The organism is Streptomyces sp. NPDC111656 (assembly GCF_055656965.1).
Map to the genome: position 1 here is coordinate 262,574 of NZ_JBVKCA010000006.1, position 19,736 is coordinate 282,309.

General features: G+C 73.3%; 17 protein-coding genes and 1 pseudogene. 12 read left to right on the top strand and 6 right to left on the bottom strand.

Features of this window, described 5'->3' with window-relative positions; all coding sequences use genetic code 11:
* The first annotated feature begins 87 nt into the window (after positions 1–87).
* The 3 genes from ACZ7M3_RS20120 to ACZ7M3_RS20130 all read left to right on the top strand — a co-directional run bounded on the left by ACZ7M3_RS20120 (position 88) and on the right by ACZ7M3_RS20130 (position 2,158).
* Entirely contained in the window at positions 88–228 is a 141-nt protein-coding gene (locus tag ACZ7M3_RS20120; RefSeq protein ID WP_472064880.1) for a hypothetical protein, read from the top strand.
* 483 nt (positions 229–711) lie between these two features.
* A complete protein-coding gene (locus tag ACZ7M3_RS20125) occupies positions 712–1,293 on the top strand; it encodes a helix-turn-helix domain-containing protein (RefSeq protein WP_472064882.1) in 582 nt (193 codons plus the stop codon).
* A 106-nt stretch (positions 1,294–1,399) separates the two neighbouring features.
* Positions 1,400–2,158 carry a helical backbone metal receptor gene (locus ACZ7M3_RS20130; RefSeq protein ID WP_472064884.1) on the top strand — a complete coding sequence of 253 codons (759 nt, stop codon included), beginning with the start codon at positions 1,400–1,402 and terminating at the stop codon, positions 2,156–2,158.
* A 109-nt stretch (positions 2,159–2,267) separates the two neighbouring features.
* Here ACZ7M3_RS20130 and ACZ7M3_RS20135 read toward each other — a convergent pair whose 3' ends face one another.
* From ACZ7M3_RS20135 to ACZ7M3_RS20145, 3 genes and pseudogenes are all read right to left on the bottom strand, one after another.
* Positions 2,268–3,377, bottom strand: coding sequence for a PP2C family protein-serine/threonine phosphatase (locus tag ACZ7M3_RS20135; RefSeq protein ID WP_472064886.1), 1,110 nt, complete (start codon positions 3,375–3,377; stop codon positions 2,268–2,270).
* 194 nt (positions 3,378–3,571) lie between these two features.
* Positions 3,572–4,044: pseudogene (locus ACZ7M3_RS20140) on the bottom strand (NAD(P)H-dependent oxidoreductase); the annotation flags it as partial.
* 29 nt (positions 4,045–4,073) lie between these two features.
* Positions 4,074–5,198: a TDT family transporter gene (locus ACZ7M3_RS20145; RefSeq protein ID WP_472064888.1), complete on the bottom strand. Its 1,125-nt coding sequence runs from the start codon at positions 5,196–5,198 to the stop codon at positions 4,074–4,076.
* 70 nt (positions 5,199–5,268) lie between these two features.
* Between ACZ7M3_RS20145 and ACZ7M3_RS20150 the strand changes: the two genes are divergently transcribed.
* Entirely contained in the window at positions 5,269–6,231 is a 963-nt protein-coding gene (locus ACZ7M3_RS20150; protein ID WP_472064890.1) for a LysR family transcriptional regulator, read from the top strand.
* Positions 6,232–6,492: 261 nt separating this feature from the next.
* Positions 6,493–7,458 (top strand): phosphotransferase, encoded by a 966-nt coding sequence (locus ACZ7M3_RS20155; RefSeq protein WP_472064892.1) that lies wholly within the window; start codon positions 6,493–6,495, stop codon positions 7,456–7,458.
* On the opposite strand, the gene ACZ7M3_RS20160 is transcribed toward ACZ7M3_RS20155, so the two are convergent.
* Both ACZ7M3_RS20160 and ACZ7M3_RS20165 read right to left on the bottom strand, forming a co-directional pair.
* The gene (locus ACZ7M3_RS20160) at positions 7,427–8,152 is read right to left on the bottom strand and encodes a gamma-glutamyl-gamma-aminobutyrate hydrolase family protein (RefSeq protein ID WP_472064894.1); all 726 of its coding nucleotides are present in this window, start codon (positions 8,150–8,152) and stop codon (positions 7,427–7,429) included. The two genes, ACZ7M3_RS20155 and ACZ7M3_RS20160, sit on opposite strands and share 32 nt — an antisense overlap.
* Before the next feature lie 71 nt (positions 8,153–8,223).
* Complete coding sequence (locus ACZ7M3_RS20165; protein ID WP_060902306.1) at positions 8,224–8,961, bottom strand: FadR/GntR family transcriptional regulator; 738 nt, start codon at positions 8,959–8,961, stop codon at positions 8,224–8,226.
* Between the two features lie 77 nt (positions 8,962–9,038).
* Between ACZ7M3_RS20165 and ACZ7M3_RS20170 the strand changes: the two genes are divergently transcribed.
* The 5 genes from ACZ7M3_RS20170 to ACZ7M3_RS20190 are packed head-to-tail and all read left to right on the top strand — an operon-like array spanning position 9,039 to position 14,767.
* Positions 9,039–10,409, top strand: coding sequence for a glutamine synthetase family protein (locus ACZ7M3_RS20170; protein WP_472064896.1), 1,371 nt, complete (start codon positions 9,039–9,041; stop codon positions 10,407–10,409).
* An 11-nt stretch (positions 10,410–10,420) separates the two neighbouring features.
* On the top strand, positions 10,421–11,800 hold the full coding sequence (locus ACZ7M3_RS20175) for an aldehyde dehydrogenase family protein (RefSeq protein ID WP_472064898.1): 1,380 nt from the start codon (positions 10,421–10,423) through the stop codon (positions 11,798–11,800).
* Entirely contained in the window at positions 11,797–12,624 is an 828-nt protein-coding gene (locus ACZ7M3_RS20180) for a 3-oxoacyl-ACP reductase (protein WP_450429802.1), read from the top strand. The genes ACZ7M3_RS20175 and ACZ7M3_RS20180 overlap by 4 nt, the downstream gene beginning before the upstream one ends.
* Before the next feature lie 24 nt (positions 12,625–12,648).
* Positions 12,649–13,929, top strand: a complete 1,281-nt coding sequence (locus tag ACZ7M3_RS20185) for a haloacid dehalogenase-like hydrolase (protein WP_472064900.1) — start codon at positions 12,649–12,651, stop codon at positions 13,927–13,929.
* Between the two features lie 28 nt (positions 13,930–13,957).
* On the top strand, positions 13,958–14,767 hold the full coding sequence (locus tag ACZ7M3_RS20190; protein ID WP_472064902.1) for a DUF2510 domain-containing protein: 810 nt from the start codon (positions 13,958–13,960) through the stop codon (positions 14,765–14,767).
* Between the two features lie 6 nt (positions 14,768–14,773).
* On the opposite strand, the gene ACZ7M3_RS20195 is transcribed toward ACZ7M3_RS20190, so the two are convergent.
* Positions 14,774–15,976, bottom strand: a complete 1,203-nt coding sequence (locus tag ACZ7M3_RS20195; RefSeq protein ID WP_472064904.1) for an amino acid deaminase/aldolase — start codon at positions 15,974–15,976, stop codon at positions 14,774–14,776.
* A gap of 734 nt (positions 15,977–16,710) precedes the next feature.
* Here ACZ7M3_RS20195 and ACZ7M3_RS20200 point away from each other — a divergent pair.
* Positions 16,711–18,441 carry a hypothetical protein gene (locus tag ACZ7M3_RS20200; RefSeq protein ID WP_472064905.1) on the top strand — a complete coding sequence of 577 codons (1,731 nt, stop codon included), beginning with the start codon at positions 16,711–16,713 and terminating at the stop codon, positions 18,439–18,441.
* Positions 18,438–19,700: a type VII secretion-associated serine protease mycosin gene (gene mycP / locus ACZ7M3_RS20205; protein ID WP_472064907.1), complete on the top strand. Its 1,263-nt coding sequence runs from the start codon at positions 18,438–18,440 to the stop codon at positions 19,698–19,700. The genes ACZ7M3_RS20200 and mycP overlap by 4 nt, the downstream gene beginning before the upstream one ends.
* Positions 19,701–19,736: the final 36 nt, after the last annotated feature.

Below are 19,736 nucleotides of genomic sequence, written 5' to 3' on the forward strand. Positions count from 1 at the left end.
CCGCCCTCCTGCCCGGGAACGCCGCCGAGGCGTTCGACGCGCCGCGCACCCTGTCGCGCCGCGCGGAGGCACTCCGGCATCACCTCCGTGCCCGACGGCACGGCCGAGCTCACCGGTCACCACCGGGCACGCTGCGCCACCGACCGTGAACTCCGGGCCACCCTCAAGGACTTCACGACCTGGCACGCGAGCCTCGACCGGCGGCTGGACCGCGCCCTGGACTCCTGAGGCGTGCGCGGCGACATCGGCGACCGCTCGCTCTTCCAACTCAGCCCACACAGACAGACTTTGACGGAAAGTCAGCAATGGCGTCGGTCTTCGGGAGGTGACGGACGTACGCCGATGATCCGACGACCGGGCGGGCTGATCGGCTGACCATCCGCACCCACGGCGGCGGTCGCGCCCGCGCCCATCCCTCCGTCACTCCGCTCATCGATCCGGAGGGGCATCCGGCCCTGCTGGTCAGCCTTTTCGTCCCGCGGGAGGGCGTGGCGTCGGGGGAGCCGGGGCGACTCGTCTGTTGGCGCGAATTGTGGCCCTCACCCTCCTCCGATGTGTCAGCGATGTGACGGGTGCATGAAACGGTTTGCCGAACATGCGTAGGGTGCAAACAACTCATCAGAAGTTGTGCGCCGAAGCAGCAGCCCGAGCGGCAGCCGAAGCGACAGACCGAAGCAGTGGACCGACGACGCGTGGGAGGGAGCCGGAGCAATGGGTGACCGCAAAGAACAACCCCTTCGGGTGGGTGCGGCCGTCCGGCGGCGGCGCCGGGCACTGGAGCTCACGCTCGCCGTCGTGGCCGAGCGCAGCGGCCTGTCGGTGCCCTTCCTCAGCCAGGTCGAGAACGAACGGGCCCGGCCCAGCCAGAGCTCCCTGGAGAGGGTCGCCGACGCCCTGGGGACCACCGCCGTCGAACTGCTCGCGGCGGCCGACCCGGCGTGCAGTGTCGATGTCGTGCGCGCCGACTCGGGCGCCGACTTCACTCCCGAAGCCCATATGCGCCCCCTGGTGCGCGGTCACCACCAGTTGCACGCCACGGAGTTCACCGGTGATCACGAGGAGGGCCGCGAACTCCAGCACCGCAACGACAAGTTGATGTACGTCGCCGACGGGGCCGTCGAGGTCGAGGCGGAGGGCCGCGCCCACCGCCTGGGGCGCGGCGACACGCTGTACCTCACCGGTGGGGTGCGCCACCGGTGGCGGGCGACCGTGCAGGACACCCGGGTGGTCGTGGTCGAGGTCGCCGACCACATCGAGGCGGTGGAGGACCGCCAGACCTTCGGCAGGCGCTGAGCCGTTCCCGCGCGGGCCGCGACGATTGCGGGCCGCGACGATCGCGAGCGGCCACGATCCCGGGCCGCTGCGATACTGGGTGCCATGCCGTCAGAGACCTCCCGTCATGTCTAGCGGGGCCGCCGGAGTGCGTGTCGTGTCCCTCGTGCCCTCGCTCACCGAGGCCGTGGCCGTCACCGTCCCCGGTGCCCTGGTCGGCGCGACCGACTGGTGCAGCCGTCCGCCGGACCTCGACGTCGTGCGCGTCGGCGGCACCAAGAACCCCGCGGTCGACCGGATCGTAGGCCTCGCCCCGGACCTGGTGATCGCCAACGAGGAGGAGAACCGCGAGCCCGATCTGACGGCCCTGCGGGAGGCGGGGATCGAGGTGCTGGTCACGGAGGTCCGCGAGGTGCCGGGAGCCTTCCGCGAGCTGACGCGGGTGCTGGGCGCGTGCGGCGCGCGGACCCGCCCCCGCTGGCTGGACGAGGCGGAGGCCGCATGGGCGCGGCCTCCCGTTCCCGACCGCCGTACGACCGCGATCGTGCCGATCTGGCGGCGCCCCTGGATGGTCCTCGGACGGGACACCTTCGCCGGGGACGTCCTGGCGCGTCTGGGCGTCGACAACGCGTACGCCCACCACGCCGACCGCTACCCCCGCGTCCCGCTCCCCGAACTCCGGGCGGCGGCCCCCGATCTCGTGGTCCTGCCCGACGAGCCCTACCGCTTCACCGCCGACGACGGTCCCGAGGCGTTCGAGGGCGTGCCCTGCGTGCTCGTCGACGGCCGCCTGCTGACCTGGTACGGGCCGTCGCTGGCGCAGGCGCCGACCCTGCTCGGCGCGGCGTTGCGAGCAGGGCCTGCGGACGCTCGATGTCGACCATGAGCGGAGGCCGGATGCCAGAACCTCAGCTTGGGGTCTCGGGGTCGCGCGTCCACAGCGAATACCCGGTCTGGAGGGCGGCCACCGGGTGCACGGCGTGCGCGCGCCGGGGTCACAGGCGCACGATGACCAGGGCGGTGTCGTCGGTGGCGTCACCGGGTGGGACGAGGTCGGTGAGTACGGCGTCGGCGAGGGTTTCGGGGTCGTCCGCCCGGTGGCGGGCCAGGGAATCGGCGAGCCGGGCGAGACCCGTGTCGATGTCTTCGCCGCGGCGTTCGATCAGACCGTCGGTGTAGAGCACGAGGACGGCGCCCTCGCGGAAGGCCGCGACAGCCTGGATCCGGGGGCCGTGTTGTGGGCGGGCGGCCAGGGGCGGGTCGGTGGCCTGGTCCAGGAACTCGACGGTCCCGTCCCTGTGCAGGAGCACTGGTGGGGGGTGGCCGGCGCTGCTGTAGGTGATGGTGTGCTTCTCCCAGTCGATGAATGCCGTGGCCACGGTGGTGTTCTCGGCGCCGTCGACGGTGCGGGCGTACAGCCCGAGGACTTCCAGGGCGCGGGCGGGGCCTTCGGGGACGAGCGAGGCGGCGGTGAGGGCGCTGCGCAGTTGTCCCATGACGCCGGCCGCGTACAGGCCGTGGCCGACGACGTCGCCGACGGCGACGGCGATGCGATCGCCGGGCAGGTCGACCAGGTCGTACCAGTCGCCGGCCACATTCAGCGCTTCGGCGGCGGGCCGGTAGCGAACGGCCGCCGGGTGCCGGCCGACCGGGCGAGGAGCGGGCAGCATGGCTTCCTGCAAGGTCAGCGCGACTTCACGGGTGCGGATGAGTTCGGTGACGTCCTCCACCCGGTGCAGCAGCAGCGTCACCCGCCCATCAGGTCCGAATACGGGAATGTTGGTCATGTTGAAATAACGCTCGTGCGATACCCCGGGCTGGTCGGGGTCCTCCATGTCGTAGCGCTGCAGCGCTACGATGCTGCGCTCACCGGTGTCCGCCGCCCGGCGCAGTGACGCCAGAACTCTGAGCAGGAGAGGCTCGGCGGGGTCCTTTTCGGGGCGGTCCTCGGGCAGGAAGCGACCGACCAACTGCTCGCGGGGGAGGCCCCGCAGACGCAGGAACTCCGCGTTGGCGTCCGCGAAGATCAGCTGCGGAGTCACCAGCGCCACCGCCCCGGGAAGGGCCTGGAACACCGCCGCGTAGTCGACCGCCGGTTCAGCCATGATTTTCCTGCTTACCGCGCCTCTGTCTGCCCTTTCACGATACGAGCAGGGAGTCACGGCTCGCACCAGGAGGGCGCAGCGTTCCCACGCCGTCGGTGCGCCTCGTGTACGGATTCCGCCGGGTGGAAGGCCGTCCCTTGCCCGCCACCCGGCACCGGAACGCCTCCGCTCGGAGCGTGCCGGGGATACGGGGCTCAGGACGCGGGGGCCTCGACGGTGGCGGCGAGGGCGCTGAGCACCTGCCTGAGCTGCGCGACGGCTTCGGTGTCATCGGTCGGGTGGGTCTCGGCGAACCGGGTCACCGATCCGGGTATCGCGAGTGTGGCGTCCTCCAGGATCGTGGCGCCGGCGATACCGGCGGACTTGCGGGCGTCGTCCTGGGCCCACGCGCCGCCGTACTGACCGAAGGCGGTGCCGACGACGGCGGTCGGCGTACCCGCCAGGGCGCCGGCGCCGAACGGGCGGGACAGCCAGTCGATGGCGTTCTTCAGCACGGCGGGCATGGTGCCGTTGTACTCGGGGGTGACGAGCAGGAACGCGTCGGCGCGCGCGGCGGTCTCACGCAGGCGGGTGGCGGCGGCGGGACGCCGCTCGTCGGTGTCGATGTCCTCGTTGTAGAAGGGCACCTCGGCCAGACCTCGTAGAGGGTGACCTCGACGCCGTCAGGGCAGGACGCGTACGACAGCGGAGTCACTTCTACCTAGGTGTTGCGAGCAGCTCGCCGCTGACCAGGCCGCGCGCGGTATGGACGGCGGCCACGCACCAGGCGGCCACGAGAAGCGCGAACAGGGCGACCGCGAGCCAGTCGAACGCGACCAGCCCGGTGTGCCGGGCCAGGCTCTCGGCGCCGGTGACGCAGGTCCCCACCGGGAAGGTGAACGCCCACCAGGTCATCGCGAACCCCATGCCCTGTCGGCGGGCCCGCGCCACCAGCGCGCCGGCGAGGCCCAGCCACAGCAGTGCGAAGCCCAGCACGGGGACGCCGTAGAGGACGGCGAGCATCCCGAAACCCTGGTCGTAGGGGGCGGGTACGACGCCCGGTGCGAAGTCCGCGAACTTGCCGACCGCGGTCGTGGACTGGCCGAGCGGACCGAGCACGAGGAACAGCGTCGGAGTGAGCGCGAGCGGCAGCGGGCCCGTTGTGATGAGCCGGGTGAAGATCACCGGCAGCATCACGAAGGTGGCCAGCAGGCTCAGCCCGAACAGTGCGAAGCACCCGAGAAGCAGGGTCTCCCGGGGCTGGCCCGGGGGCAGGTGGGGCACGAGGAGCGGTCCGAGGGCGGCCGACACCATGGGCGCGACGAGGGGGAGCAGCCAGACGGGCGTGGCCTGGTCGGCGCGGATGCGGTGGCGTACGACCATCAGGTACGGGATGGCCAGGGCGGCGGCGAGTCCGACGGCCGTGCCGGCGGTGAACAGCACGGCGTCCACGGCGACCGCCGCCCGCGTCCCGATCCAGTACCGGCCGACGACGAGCGCGCCGCCGCCCACGGCCAGCAGGGCCATCGCCAGGCAGCCGTAGAAGGGGGCCATGGCCGGGTCGAGGAGGTGGGCGCGGGCCTGGTCGCGGTGGTGCGTCCAGTGCAGGGCGCGGGCGCCGAGCAGGGTCACGAGCATGAGGGCCGAGAGGGCCCAGACAGCCGTGCAGAGGGTCCGCAGACCCGGGACGTCGCCGGGGAGTCCGGCGCCCGCCGTCGCCACGATCGCGGTGCCCATGACGGAGGCGTACCAGTTCGGGCCGAGGTACCGGACGGCGGTGACGCGCCGGCGTCCGACTTCGGCGGCGGGCGTCGACAGGAGGGGCTGGGCTGCGGTGACCATGCGTCCACGGTCGCGCGCCCGTCGGGTCCCCACCAGGGAGTACGGGTCTATGGGGGCATAAGCTGGCTTTATGGGTGTGAGTGCTGAGGGATCGACGGAGGGCGGCCGGTCGGGGCAACCGGAACCGGTCGCGGTCGCGGTCGGGATCGCGCATCGGGTGCCCGACCTCGGAGCGCTGGAACTGCTGCTCGCGGTGGCGCGGCTCGGGAGTCTCGGGCGGGCGGCGCGGGAGCTGGGGATCACCCAGCCCGCGGCCAGCAGCCGGATCCGTTCCATGGAGCGGCAGCTGGGTGTCGCGCTCGTCGACCGCTCGCCCCGGGGCTCGCGGCTCACCGACGCCGGGGTGCTGGTCACGGACTGGGCGCGGCGGGTCGTGGAGGCGGCGGAGGCGTTCGACGCGGGGGCGCAGGCGTTGCGGGACCGGCGGGACTCGCGGCTTCGGGTGGCGGCGAGCATGACCATCGCCGAGTATCTGCTGCCGGGGTGGCTGCTCGCGCTGCGCGCGCAGCGGCCGGACACGGCGGTGTCGCTTCTCGCCGGGAACTCGACGGCCGTGGCGGAACGTCTCCTCGCGGGCGAGGCGGACCTCGGCTTCGTGGAGGGACTGTCCGTGCCGCCCGCCCTCGACTCGACGGTCATCGCGCACGACCGGCTGATCGTGGTGACGGCGCCGGGGCATCCGTGGGCCCGGCGTCGCGCGCCGCTCGCGGGGGCGGAGCTGGCCGCGACGCCGTTGATCCTCCGGGAGGAGGGGTCGGGTACGCGGCAGGTGCTCGACGCGGCGTTGGGTGGGTTGGCGCGGCCGTTGATCGAGCTTTCCTCGACCACGGCGGTGAAGGCGGCGGCGGTGAGTGGGGCGGGGCCCGCCGTCCTGAGCGAGCTGGCCCTCGGCGAGGAGTTGTCGACGCATCGCCTGGTGAGCATCCCGCTGTCCGACGTCCAGCTCCGCCGGGCCCTCCGGGCGGTCTGGCCCACGGGCCACCGCCCCACGGGCCCGGCACGGGAACTGCTCTCGCTGACACGGGGCTTGTAGGCCACCGCCACGGGTGAGTGTGTCGGGTGCGGGTGGGTGGGGGCTGGTCGCGCAGTTCCCCGCGCCCCTCAAAGCCTTCAGCCCGTCCGGCGTTTGAGGGCGAGGCCGTTGAGGCCGATGCGGGGGTCTGGGGGCGCAGCCCCCAGGGATGATGGGGGTCCCCCCTGCTCGAGCGAAGCCGAGAGCTTGGGGGAGGGTAGGGGCGGCGGGGGCGGAGAAATCGGTGGCGGTCGGGGGCAGGGGCCCCGCAGGATGCGGGGCATGACTTCGACCGCCCCGCCCGCCGCGGGCGTGCGCATGCCCTGGAAAGAACTCCCGCGCACGCTCCGGGACGCCGTCGCGGACATGCTCGGCGCGCCGGTGCGGACGGCCGTCACGCAGGAGGGCGGCTTCTCGCCCGGTGCTGCCGCCCGCGTGACCACCACGGACCACCGCCGTGCGTTCGTGAAGGCGGTCAGCGGAGAGACGAACCCCGACAGCCCCACCCTGCACCGAACGGAGGCGAGGAACGCCTCCGCACTCCCGCCGAACACCCCGGCCCCCAGGCTCCTCGGTACCTACGACGACGGCACCTGGGTCGCCCTCGTCTTCGAGGACGTGGCGGGTCGTCAGCCCCATGTGCCTTGGCGGGAAGGTGAGTTCAGACGCGTGCTCGACGCCGTCGAGGAGTTGGGTCGGGCCCTGACGCCGGCACCTTTCGACGCCCCGACCGCCGCACAGTCCCTGGCCCACGCCTTCCAGGGGTGGCGGCAGCTCATCGACTCCGGGGACACCGGGGGCGAGGGCCTCGACCCGTGGACCGCGGCGCACCTGCACGAACTGGCCGAACTCTCCTCCCCGTGGGCCGAGTTCGCCACCGGCGACACCCTCGCGCACGCCGACCTGCGCGCGGACAACGTCCTGCTCACGAAGGACGGCGGGGTCGTCTTCGTCGACTGGCCGCACGCCGTGCGCGCCGCCCCGTGGTTCGACCTGCTGCTGATGCTCCCGTGCGTCCGAGCCCAGGGCGGTCCCGACCCGGAAGAGGTGTTCACCGCGCACCCGCTGGGCCGCGACGCCGATCCGGAAGGCGTCACCGCCACCCTGGCGGCCCTCGCCGGCTTCTTCGTCCAGCAGTCCCGGCAGCCACCGCCCCCGGGTCTGCCGACCCTGCGCGCCTTCCAGCACGCCCAGGGCGCCGCCGCCCTCGACTGGCTCAGGAAGCGGCTCGCACCAACGCCCGCATGACCCTCAGGTCCTCGCCCATCTCGGGATGCCACTGCACACCCAACACCCAGCGGGAAGTGGAGAGTTCGATCGCCTCCACCGTTCCGTCGAGCGCGTGCGCCGAGGCCGTCAGTCCCTCTCCGAGGCGTTCGACCGCCTGGTGGTGATACGTCGGCACGGCGCATGTCTCCGGCACGGCATCCCCGTACAGACTCCCCGCCACCGGCGTCACCTCGTGGCGCCCGAAGACCCCGACGTCCTTCACATGCCCGTCGATGTGCTGGACGAGCGTGCCGCCGAGGGCGACGTTGAGGAGCTGCATGCCCCGGCAGATGCCGAGGAGCGGGGTGCCGGCCGCCAACGCGGCGTCGATCAGGGCGAGTTCCCAGGCGTCGCGGGCCGCGGCCGGCGGTCCGGTCCGCGGGGAGCGCTCGGCGCCGTAGTGGACCGGGTCGACATCGGGGCCGCCCGCGATCACGAGGCCGTCGAGACGGGCGACGGTCGACGCGGCGTGGGAGGGGTCGTCCGGCGGCAGCATCGCGGCGAGACCCCCCGCCGCCTGGACGAGCCGCGGATAGCCGGCCGGCAGCAGAGCGGCCTCCAGCTCCCACACCCCCCAGCGCGCCCCGGCCTCCAGATACGTACTCACGCCGATCAGCGGTCTGCCCACGCCGCTCACACCGCCCACGCCGCCCGCACCGTCCGTACCTCCCACGCCGCGCTCCCTACGGATTCAATGGAATGCAGTCATACCTTTGAAGCCTTTGTACGGTACCGGCAGAGGGCTCACGCCAGGAAGCCCCGCAGGAGCGCCGCCGTGCCCGCGCAGTGCTCCCGCATCATCTCCCGCGCCCCGTCCGCGTCCCCGTCGAGCACCGCCTCGACCAGCGCGGTGTGCTGGCGCTGGGAGTGCTCGAGGTTGCGGACCAGGAGGGGGATGCAGTCGAGCAGGTCGTTGACGGAGGCGCGGACGGCCGCGTACTGGGCGGTCAGGGACGGCGAACCGCTCAGCTCGGCGAGGGTGAGATGGAGCAGGGTGTCCAGGCGCCGGTAGTCCGCCAGTGGCGCCTCGTGCGTGCGGGCCAGCGCCTCGCGCAGCCGCTCCGCCTGCTCGGGGGAGAGCCCGTGCGTCGCGCACAGCCCCGCCGCCCCCACCTCCAGCACCTCACGGAAGCGCAGGACGTCCTCGATGTCGACCTCGGCGAACCGGCGCCGCAGCTCGTCCTCGCCGGGGGTCTCGGCCCTCGGCACCACGAACGTGCCGCCGTACCGTCCGCGCCGCGACTCGACAAGACCCTGGTCCTGGAGCACCTTCAGCACCTCGCGCAGCGTCACCCGGCTGATCCCCAGCCGTTCCGCCAGCTCCCGCTCCGCGGGCAGCCGTCCGCCGCCCGGCACCAGCCCCAGCCTGACCACCTGGAGGATCTGCTCCAGTGCCTCCTCGAAACCGTTGCCCGCCCGCACCGGCCGCAGCACCGGCGTCAGTCGGTCGTCCACACCACCGTCGGCCTCCGCCCGCGTCATCTGGTCGTGCCCCCTTCCCAAGCAATGGTTCTCCGCAATACCTTATGGCTCTCGGCTGACCCAAGGAGGCTTTTCCGGTGGCAGACCGCACACCCCCGCTCGCCGTCGAGGAGCTGCACGCCCTCGTCGCGGGCGGCGAGATCGACACCGTCGTCCTGGCCTTCCCCGACATGCAGGGGCGGCTCCAGGGCAAGCGGTTCGCCGCGCGCTTCTTCCTCGACGAGGTCCTCGAGCACGGCACGGAGGGCTGCAACTACCTCCTTGCCGTCGACACCGAGATGAACACGGTCGACGGGTACGCCATGTCCTCCTGGGACCGGGGCTACGGCGACTTCGCCATGCGCCCCGATCTCAGCACCCTACGGCGGGTGCCGTGGAACGAGGGCACCGCCCTGCTCGTCGCCGACCTCGTCTGGAACGACGGCTCCCCGGTGGTGGCCGCGCCCCGACAGATCCTGCGCCGCCAGCTCGACCGCCTCGCCGGACTCGGCTACACCGCCCAGGTCGGCACCGAGCTCGAGTTCATCGTCTTCAAGGACACCTATGAGCAGGCGTGGGACGCGGGCTACAAGGGGCTCACCCCGGCCAATCAGTACAACATCGACTACTCGGTCCTCGGCACCGGGCGCATCGAGCCGCTGCTGCGCCGCATCCGCAACGAGATGCAGGCCGCGGGGCTGACCGTCGAGTCCGCCAAGGGCGAGTGCAACCCCGGCCAGCACGAGATCGCCTTCAAGTACGACGAGGCCCTCGTCACCTGCGACCAGCACGCCATCTACAAGACCGGCGCCAAGGAGATCGCCTCCCAGGAGGGCGTCTCGCTCACCTTCATGGCGAAGTACAACGAGCGCGAGGGCAACTCCTGTCACATCCACCTCTCGCTCACGGACGCGGACGGCACGAACGTGATGGCCGGCTCGGCGCAGGACCCGGGCGGCATGTCCGAGGTCATGCGGCACTTCCTCGCCGGGCAGCTGGCCGCCCTGCGCGACTTCTCGCTCCTCTACGCGCCCCACATCAACTCCTACAAGCGCTTCCAGCCCGGCTCCTTCGCGCCGACCGCCGTCGCCTGGGGACACGACAACCGCACCTGTTCGCTCCGCGTCGTCGGCCACGGCCGCTCGACGCGCTTCGAGAACCGGCTGCCCGGCGGTGACGTCAATCCGCACCTGGCCGTCGCCGGGCTCGTCGCGGCCGGCCTGTACGGCATCGAACAGAAGCTGGAGCTGCCGGAGCCGTGCGCGGGCAACGCGTACACCGCCGAGTACGCGCACGTGCCCACCACCCTGCGCGAGGCCGCCGAGCTCTGGGAGAACAGCCCCATCGCCAAGGCCGCCTTCGGCGACGAGGTGGTCGCGCACTACCGCAACATGGCCCGCGTCGAGCTGGAGGCCTTCGACGCCGCGGTGACCGACTGGGAGCTGCGCCGCTCCTTCGAACGCATGTGAGAGGTCCTTCCTTGTCGAACGAGCTCGATCTCCAGGTACTCAACCCGGCCACCGAAGAGGTCCTCGCCACCGTCCCGGCCGCCACCGCGGCCGACGTGGACGCCGCCGTCGTACGCGCCGCGCGGGCCCAGACGACGTGGGCGGCCCTCCCGCCCGCCGACCGTGCCCGCCTGCTGCGCCGCTTCGCGGCCGCCGTCGACGGACACCTGGAGGAACTCGCCCGGCTGGAGGTGCGCGAGGCCGGGCACACGGTCGGCAACGCGCGCTGGGAGGCGGGCAACGTCCGAGACCTGCTCGACTACGCGGCCGGGGGAGTGGAGCGGCTCACCGGCCGCCAGATCCCGGTTGCGGGCGGCCTCGACGTGACCATCCTCGAACCGCTCGGCGTCGTGGGCGTCATCGCGCCCTGGAACTTCCCGATGCCGATCGCCGCCTGGGGGACCGCCCCGGCGCTCGCGGCAGGCAACGCGGTCATCCTCAAGCCCGCCGAGACGACCCCCCTGACGGCGCTCCGGCTGGCCGAGCTGGCTCTGGAGGCCGGTCTGCCCGAGGGGCTCTTCCAGGTGCTCCCCGGCCACGGCCCGGTCGCGGGCAACGCGCTCGTCGAGCACCCCGGCGTCGCGAAGATCGTGTTCACCGGGTCAACGGCCGTGGGCAAACAGGTGTTGGCGAAGGGCTCGGCCCTGCTCAAGCGCGTCACCCTCGAACTCGGCGGCAAGAGCCCCAACATCGTCTTCGCCGACGCGGACATCGAGGCCGCCGCCGCAGCGGCTCCGATGGCCTTCCTCGACAACTCCGGCCAGGACTGCTGCGCCCGCACCCGCATCCTCGTCCAGCGCTCCGTCTACGACCGCTTCGTCGACCTTCTCGCCCCGGCGATCGAGTCCGTCGTCGTCGGCGACCCCGCCGACGAGCAGACCCAGATGGGCCCGCTGATCTCCCGGGTGCAGCTGGAGCGCGTGCGCTCGTACGTCCCCGCCGACACCCCCGGTATCCGCGGCAAGGCCCCCGAAGGCCCGGGCTTCTGGTTCCCGCCCACCGTCCTCACCGGTGTCGAGCCCCACGCGCGCGTGGCCGTCGAGGAGGTCTTCGGCCCCGTCGCCGTCGTCCTGCCCTTCGAGGACGAGGCGGACGCGATCCGGCTCGCCAACGCCACCGAGTACGGCCTCTCCGGCTCCATCTGGACCCGTGACGTCGGCCGCGCCCTGCGCGTCTCGGGGGCCGTCCGCGCCGGGAACCTGTCCGTCAACTCCCACTCCAGCGTCCGCTACTGGACCCCCTTCGGCGGCTTCAAGCAGTCGGGGATCGGCCGCGAACTCGGCCCGGACGCGCTCACCGCCTTCACCGAAACCAAGAACGTCTTCATCAGCACGGAGGGCCCCGCACAGTGACCGAAGCCACCGCAGGCACCGCAGGCACCGAAGCCACCGCGGGCGCCGAAGGAATCATCTGCCGCCGCCTCGTCGGCCGTACCGCCGTCATCACCGGCGCCGGCAGCGGCATCGGTCTCGCCACCGCCCGTCGGCTCGCCTCCGAGGGCGCCCACGTCGTCTGCGGCGACGTCGACGACGCCCGCGGCAAGGCCGCCGCCGACGAGGTCGGCGGGATCTTCGTCAAGGTCGACGTCACCGACCCCGAGCAGGTCGAGGCGCTCTTCAAGACGGCGTTCGACACCTACGGCTCCGTCGACATCGCCTTCAACAACGCGGGCATCTCGCCGCCCGACGACGACTCCATCCTGGAAACCGGCCTGGAGGCCTGGAAGCGCGTCCAGGAGGTCAACCTCACCTCCGTCTACCTGTGCTGCAAGGCCGCGATCCCCTACATGCGGCGCCAGGGCAAGGGCTCCATCATCAACACGGCGTCCTTCGTGGCCCGGATGGGCGCGGCCACCTCGCAGATCTCGTACACGGCCTCCAAGGGCGGTGTGCTGGCCATGTCCCGTGAACTGGGCGTCCAGTTCGCCCGCGAGGGCATCCGCGTCAACGCCCTGTGCCCGGGACCGGTCAACACCCCGCTGCTCCAGGAACTCTTCGCCAAGGACCCCGAGCGGGCCGCACGCCGGCTCGTCCACATCCCCGTCGGCCGGTTCGCCGAGGCCGAGGAGATCGCCGCGGCGGTCGCCTTCCTCGCCAGCGACGACTCCTCCTTCGTGAACGCCTCCGACTTCCTGGTGGACGGGGGGATCTCGGGCGCGTACGTCACGCCCCTGTAGATCGCCCCGGTGTATGCACGTTCCATGCGATATCGATCCGCTCGTGTCACTTTCGCGTGGACCCTGGTCGCGGCCGCCACCCTGGCGGCCGCGCCAACCGCCTCCTCCCGTACCCGTCCCGACTGCCCGCGGCTTTCCGCGCGTTGGTACGGCGACAACCGCGCCCACCTGCAACAGGTGATCGACGAGCGAGGCACCTGCGCCGGGCCGATCCCCCCGGCGGGCCGCCCGGTCGCCGCCTTCGACTGGGACAACACCGTCACCAAGAACGACGTCACCGACGCCACCCTCGCCTGGGCCCTGGGACACGACAAGATCCTGCGCCCCGCGCGCTGGCGGGACACCAGCCAGTGGCTCACGGACGCGGCGGACCGGGCACTGACCGCCGCCTGCGGTACCACCGCACCCGCGGGCGCACCCCTCCCCACCTCGACCGAGCCCCGCTGCGCCGACGAGATCCTCGAGATCCGCGAGAACGGCCGGACCATGAGCGGCGCCGCCGCCTTCGCCGGTACCTGGAACCACCGGCGCACCGTCCCCCAGTACGCCTGGGTGCCCCAGCTCTTCGCCGGACGCACCGTCGCCGAGCTGACCTCGTACGCCCGCAGCGCCCGTGCGCAGGCACTCGCCGCGCCCCTCGGCTCGACGCGGACCCTGGGCACGCACACCGTCCCGGCGTACGTCCGCTACTACGATCAGCAGCGCGAGCTGATCCGTACGCTCCAGAGGGCCGGATTCGACGTCTACGTCGTCTCCGCGGGCGCCGAACCGGTCACCGAGGTCTGGTCGCGGGGAGTCGGCATCGACGCCCGGCACACGATCGCCATCCGGTCGGTCCTCGACCGGCACGGCCGGATCACCACCCGGAACGAGGGCTGCGGCGGCGTACCGGCGACCCGCGGCGAGGCCATCCCGTACATCGACGGCAAGCGCTGCTGGATCAACCAGGAGATCTACGGCGTCCACGGCGCCGCGGCCTGGCAGCGGCAGGACCCACGCCACCGCACCGCGCTCGCGGCCGGCGACGCCGACACCGATGTGACCTTCGTCGGGGACGCCACCGGAGCCCACCTCGTCCTCAACCGCAACAAGAGCGAACTCATGTGCCGCGCGTACGACGACGCCGACGGCCGCTGGGTGATCAACCCGATGTTCATCGGGCCGCTGCCGCGCAGGCCCGAGCCGTACCCGTGCGCGGCCAGCGCCTACCACGCGACCGGCGGCGGCGGGGAACCCGTCCTCAGGGACGACGGTTCGGTCGTCCCCGACCAGAAGGACACCGTCTACGGAACACCCGTGTACTGACGTTCGGGGCGCGCCCTAGAGTGCCGGAATGAGCATGACGCCTCCGCCCGGCTGGTACCGCGACCCCGCGTACCCGCTCGTCGAGCGCTGGTGGGACGGCACCGCCTGGACGGACCACCGGCGAGGACCCGAGGCACCCCAGGTGCCCCTGGCACCGCCGCGCCCCGTCAGCGGCGGCTCGGGACGGGCCAAGGCCGTGGCGCTCGTCACCGCCGGAGTCGTCCTGGTCACCTCGATCGTCACGGGCGCCTTCGTGCTCGGCCGGGAGGGCGGCGGCGGGGGCACCGCGGCCACACGGACCACCGGCGACCCGTCCGTCGTCGTGGACGAGCTCAACGGCATCACGCTGCCGCTGTTCGACGGCTGGGTCCGTGCCCAGGACGTCGCCGAGGACGACGTCATGATGACCACCCCCGGCACCTACGACTGCCCGGGCGACCCCGGTCTGTGCCGGCACGGGCGGGTCGTCTCGCGCACCGTCACCGCGAACGACGAGAGGTCCCCGAAGGCCCTCGCCGAGCACGACATCGCGGACGCCGCGAGCACCGCGTACGACCGCGACCTCCTCGACAACCGGCCCTTCCACGGCGTCACGTCCCACCGGCAGCTGCGGGCGAGCCCGGTCGCCGTCGCGGGCAGCGTCGGATACCTCGTGCGCTGGCAGGTGAAGACGGGGGTGGGACCCGGGGGTTACGTCGAATCGCTGGCGTTCCCCTCCGGCGTGGGCTCACGGGCCCTCGTCATCGTCCGCTTCGTGTTCGACGCGGGTGCGGACGGGCCGCCGCTCACCGACATGGACCGGATCACCGAGGGAATCCGGCCGGTGGGTACGCGGTGAGCCCCGCTACAGGAAGGTGTGGCCCTCTCCCCGGTACGTCGGGACGGTCGCCGTCACCGTGTCGCCCTCGACCAGATGCAGCGCGTCGAACCGCTCGCACAGCTCCCCGGCCTTCGCGTGCCGGAACCACACCTTGTCGCCGATGAGCAGGTCGTCCGCCGGAGCGCCGAGCAGCGGCGTCTGCACCTCGCCGGGGCCCTCCTGGGGGTCGTAGCGCAGACCCTCCGGCAGGTAGGGGACCGGCAGCCGGTCGGGGCCCGGGGCGCCCGAGGCCGGGTAGCCGCCGCCGAGCACCGTGACGACCCCGACACCCGGCCTGCGCACCACCGGCTGCGCGAAGAGCGCGGCCGGACGCCCGCTGAACGACGTGTAGTTGTCGAACAGCCGAGGAACGTACAGCCCGGAGCCCGCCGCGATCTCGGTGACCGCATCCTCGGCGGCCGTGTGCTGCACACTGCCCGTCCCGCCGCCGTTGACGAACTCGAGGTCCGGCTCCACGGCCCGTACGGCACGGACCACCTCGGCGCGCCGCCGCGCGAGCTCCTTGCGGGCGGTGGCCTGCATGAGCCTGACCGCACCCGACCGGAAGGGCCGCCCCGCGACGGCGTCACCGACACCCGCGACGTGCCCCTCGTACGCCATGATCCCCACCAGCTTGAACCCGGGCCGGCGGACCACGGCGCGGGCCAGGTCGGCGACCTGGGCGGGCGAGCGCAGCGGCGATCGCAGTGCCCCGACCCGCACTCGGCCGCCGAGCAGCTTGAGGGAGGTGTCCAACTCCAGGCACACGCGCACCACTTCGGTGCCGTCCCGGCGGGCCTCGTCGATCAGGTAGAGCTGGGCGGGGTCGTCGACCATGACGGTGACGGCGGCGGCGAGCTTGGGGTCGGAGGTCAGCTCGGCGAAGCCCCGGGTGTCCGCCGAGGGGTAGGCGAGCAGGATGTCGTCGAAGCCGGAACGGGCCAGCCAGATCGACTCGGCCAGGGTGAAGGACATGATCCCCGCGAAACCGTCCCGCTCCAGGACGCGCTCGAGCAGGGCGCGGCAGCGCACCGACTTGCTGGCGACCCGGATCGGCTTGCCGCCGGCCCTGCGGACGAGGTCGTCCGCGTTCGCGTCGAAGGCCTCCAGATCCACGATCGCGAGAGGGGCGTCGAGGTGAGCGGTGGCCCGGTCGTACCGGGCCCGGTCTGCGGCGCGGGCAGTCATGGCCGAAGCCTGCCAGACTCCATTACCGCAGGGTAGGGGGATGTTCCGGGCAGATGCCTCGGAGGCGCGGACTGGTTCCCTCTCTGCCCACGTCAACCCGTAGAGTGACGCGCACGCAGGGAGGAACGACCTTGTCCGGGCGGGTCGTGCCCGGGATGACGGTCCGTCGGCACGGGTATGGGTGCTCGTGACGGGTGAGTCGCCGAGGTGGTTTCTTCCGTACACGTGAGCGGCCCGGCGGATTCCGGGCCGGGTCGGTAGCCCGGGTACGAGGAAACGGGGGGTGCATGAGCACGGAAGCGCGCCGCGCCTCCATCCCGCCACGCCCGGCCACCCCACCCCGCCCGGCACAGCCGCCGGGAGAGTCCCCCGAGGGGACGGTCTCCCCCGAGGCGGCAGCGTCTCCCGCGCAGGACACCCCACCGCCTCCCACGCAGGGCCGTACCGGCTCCAGGCCCTCCCGCCCGGCGACCCCGCCGCGGCCCGCACAGGCCCCGACGAGCGGGGAGGACGTGCCCTCCTGGTCGGCGACCCCGCCCCGGCCTGAACGGTCTCCGAGGAGCGAGGGCGGTGTGCCGTCCCGTGCGGCGACCGCACCGAGGCCCGAGACGTCTCCCGGGCGTGGGAATCCGGTGCCCCCGCAGAGGCTCGAAGCGCCGTCCGCGGGGGGCGTCACGCCGCAGCGTCCGGCGACCCCGCCACGACCCGAGCGGTCCCCCGCGGGTGGGGACGCGGTGCCGCCCCGCCCGAAGTACCTGCCCTCGGGCGCCACTTGGCGGCCGCGTCCGGCCGAGCCGCCCGTGGGCGGCGAGTCCTGGTCGCTGCCGAGCCCGCAGGAACCGCCCGCGGACACCGCCCCGGTGCCCCGCCGGACGGACCCGTCCGTGGTGGGCGAGCCCTGGACTCTCCCCGACTCCGGGGACCTGCCCCCGACCGGCGCCCCGCGCCGCCCGGCGGAGCGGCCCACCACGGCTGACACCCCCGCCGCGCGCGCACCACGGCAGAGCCGCCCGTCCCCGGCGGACGACACCATGACGCCGCCCCGCGCGGGCGCCGCCTCCCCGTCACCCGGTTCGTCCACCGCCGGGACACCGCGGTCGGGCGGTGAGTCCCGTACCCGGTTGTCGCCCGAGGCTGCCGGGGCGCCCCGCGCGGGCGGTGGTTCCCGGCGGCCGGAGTCGGCCGGTTCCCCCGCGGACGCGGTCGCGCGCTCAGGTGAGACGTCCGACGCCGCCGGCGATGTCATGGCGCGCCCGGACGGCGGCGGCACCCGGGCGGGGCGCCCCTTCCGGCTCTCGCGCGACCCGAAACCGTCGGCGGGGTCGTCCTCCGCCGGTACGGCGTCCCCACCGGCGCCGGGTGCCACCGGCACCCCCGAGCCCCCGCGCCACGAGCCGACGCACCCCGGCTTCCCCGGCCGACGCACCACCCCCGCGTCCCCGCCCCCGCCGCCGGCCTCCGCCCGCTTTCCCGACGCCCCGCCGGCCGGTCGGCACCCCGGCGTGCCGCACCCCGGCCCGACCCGGCGGACCCCCGTACCCGAGGAGGGGATCACGGAGACGACCACGCGGCTGCGCCCCATCCCCGCGGAGCGGCCCGTCGCACCGTCCGCCCCCGCGAGCCCGGCCCCCGGCACGGCACGCCCGTACGTGTCGTTCGCGGAGCCCGAGACCTACGACGACACCACGCGCCCGCGCCACGTCGGCGCGCGCACCCGGCCCCGGGCGGCAGCGGCCGCGGCCTGCGTCGTGCTGGGCCTCGGCCTCATCGGCGGCGCGGCGGCCGGAAGCTGGCTGACCGGCGACGGCACGGGCGCGGACGGTGCGCACAGCTCCTTCGTGGCGGCCGGAAGCCTGTGGCACAGCGTGCCCGTGGACCAGCTCTTCCCGCCCACCGTGCAGGGCCAGGGCGCGGGCCCCGGCGGCGCCGACCGCACCTGGACCCGACTCGCCGTCGCCCCGGACAGCGGCTGCGTGAACGCCTTCGATCCGCTGCTGAGCAAGGCGCTCGCCCCGGCAGGCTGTCTGCGGCTGCTGCGGGCCACGTACACGGACGCGACCCGCAGCCAGGTCACCACCGTGGGCCTGCTGTTCACCAAGGCGGACCCGGCGGCCATGACCGCGCTGAAGAACCGTTTCCAGCAGGAAGGCCTCGACCGGCGCACGGATCTGATGCCCCGTCCGTACGCCGCCAAGGGAACCGTCGCCGCCGGGTTCGGCGACGCCCAGCGCGCGTCCTGGACGGTGTCGGTGCTCACCGACGCGCCCGTCGTCGTCTACGCCGTCTCCGGCTTCGCCGACGGCCGTATCGTCACCGCCCCCCAGCCCGCCGCGGACGCCATCAAGCCCGGTGCGACCACGGCCCCGGCCCAGGCGGGCCTGGGCCACGACGCACAGGGCCTCGCCGACCGCATCGAGCGCAGCCTGCGCAAGACCGTCGGCTCGGCCACGGAGAAGCCGTCATGATCCGCGGGGCCACCACCAGCGGGGCCACCACCAGCGAGGCCACCCACGAGGCCGCCCGTAAGGCATCCCGCAGGGCCATCCGGAGAGCCGGAGCCCTGAGCGTCCTGCTGGCCGCCTCCCTCGCCCTGCTCCCGTCCACCGCCGCGCACGCCGACGGCATACGCGCCCAGCAGTGGGCCCTCGACGCCATGCACACCCAGCAGGCCTGGCGCACCACGAAGGGCCAGGGCATCACGGTCGCGGTCCTCGACACGGGCGTCGACGACCAGCATCCGGACCTGGTCGGCAACGTCCTGACCGGAAAGGACATGGTCGGCTTCGGGGCGCAGCGCGGTGACCGCGCATGGGCCCGGCACGGCACCGCGATGGCCGGCATCATCGCCGGTCACGGGCACGGCGTCGGCAACAGCGACGGAGTCCTGGGCATCGCCCCCGAGGCGAAGATCCTCCCCGTCCGCGTCATCCTCGAAGACGGCGACTCGGCCCGTACGAGGGCCCGCAACACCCGTGGCAACGCCCTCGCCGAAGGCATCCGCTGGGCCACCGACCAGGGCGCCGACGTCATCAACCTCTCCCTCGGCGACGACTCCAAGTCCGCCCATCCCGAGCCCGCCGAGGACGCCGCCGTCCAGTACGCCCTGAAGAAAGGCGCGGTCGTCGTCGCCTCGGCAGGCAACGGCGGTGAGAAGGGCGACCACATCTCGTACCCGGCGGCCTACCCGGGCGTGATCGCGGCCACGGCCGTCGACCAGAACGGCACCCGCGCCTCGTTCTCCACCCGCCGCTGGTACGCCACCGTCAGCGCCCCCGGCGTCGACGTCGTCATCGCCGACCCGGACGACAAGTACTACGAGGGCTGGGGCACCAGCGCCGCCTCCGCGTTCGTCTCCGGCGCGGTCGCGCTCATCGAAGCGGCCCACCCGGGCCTGTCCCCGGCGCAGATCAAGAAGCTCCTGGAGGACACCGCCCGCAACGCCCCCAGCGGCGGCCGCGACGACTCCCGCGGCTTCGGCTTCATCGACCCCGCGGCGGCCATCGAGGCCGCAGGCCGCCTCAAGCCGGACAGCACCCACGCGGCGGCGTACGGCAAGAAGTACTTCGGTACGGGCCCCGACGCCGCCCCGGACGACAACCAGCCGTCCGGCTGGGTGGGCCCGGCGGCGGGCGGCGCGGGCGTGGTCCTGCTGGCCGCGTCGGTGATCCTGTGGCGAGGCCGCAGGTTCTCAGCGCAGGACGCATCGGGCGACGTGCCCCTTTAGGGGGGCGCGGGGCTGTGACATGTGCGGCTCCGCCGC

Bases quoted from the DNA above. Each gene is read 5' to 3' on its own strand.
- ACZ7M3_RS20125 (WP_472064882.1), top strand. From the start codon at position 712: ATGGGTGACCGCAAAGAACAACCCCTTCGGGTGGGTGCGGCCGTCCGG.
- ACZ7M3_RS20130 (WP_472064884.1), top strand. From the start codon at position 1,400: ATGTCTAGCGGGGCCGCCGGAGTGCGTGTCGTGTCCCTCGTGCCCTCG.
- ACZ7M3_RS20135 (WP_472064886.1), bottom strand. From the start codon at position 3,377: ATGGCTGAACCGGCGGTCGACTACGCGGCGGTGTTCCAGGCCCTTCCC.
- ACZ7M3_RS20145 (WP_472064888.1), bottom strand. From the start codon at position 5,198: ATGGTCACCGCAGCCCAGCCCCTCCTGTCGACGCCCGCCGCCGAAGTC.
- ACZ7M3_RS20150 (WP_472064890.1), top strand. From the start codon at position 5,269: ATGGGTGTGAGTGCTGAGGGATCGACGGAGGGCGGCCGGTCGGGGCAA.
- ACZ7M3_RS20155 (WP_472064892.1), top strand. From the start codon at position 6,493: ATGACTTCGACCGCCCCGCCCGCCGCGGGCGTGCGCATGCCCTGGAAA.
- ACZ7M3_RS20165 (WP_060902306.1), bottom strand. From the start codon at position 8,961: ATGACGCGGGCGGAGGCCGACGGTGGTGTGGACGACCGACTGACGCCG.
- ACZ7M3_RS20185 (WP_472064900.1), top strand. From the start codon at position 12,649: ATGCGATATCGATCCGCTCGTGTCACTTTCGCGTGGACCCTGGTCGCG.
- ACZ7M3_RS20190 (WP_472064902.1), top strand. From the start codon at position 13,958: ATGAGCATGACGCCTCCGCCCGGCTGGTACCGCGACCCCGCGTACCCG.
- ACZ7M3_RS20195 (WP_472064904.1), bottom strand. From the start codon at position 15,976: ATGACTGCCCGCGCCGCAGACCGGGCCCGGTACGACCGGGCCACCGCT.
- mycP (WP_472064907.1), top strand. From the start codon at position 18,438: ATGATCCGCGGGGCCACCACCAGCGGGGCCACCACCAGCGAGGCCACC.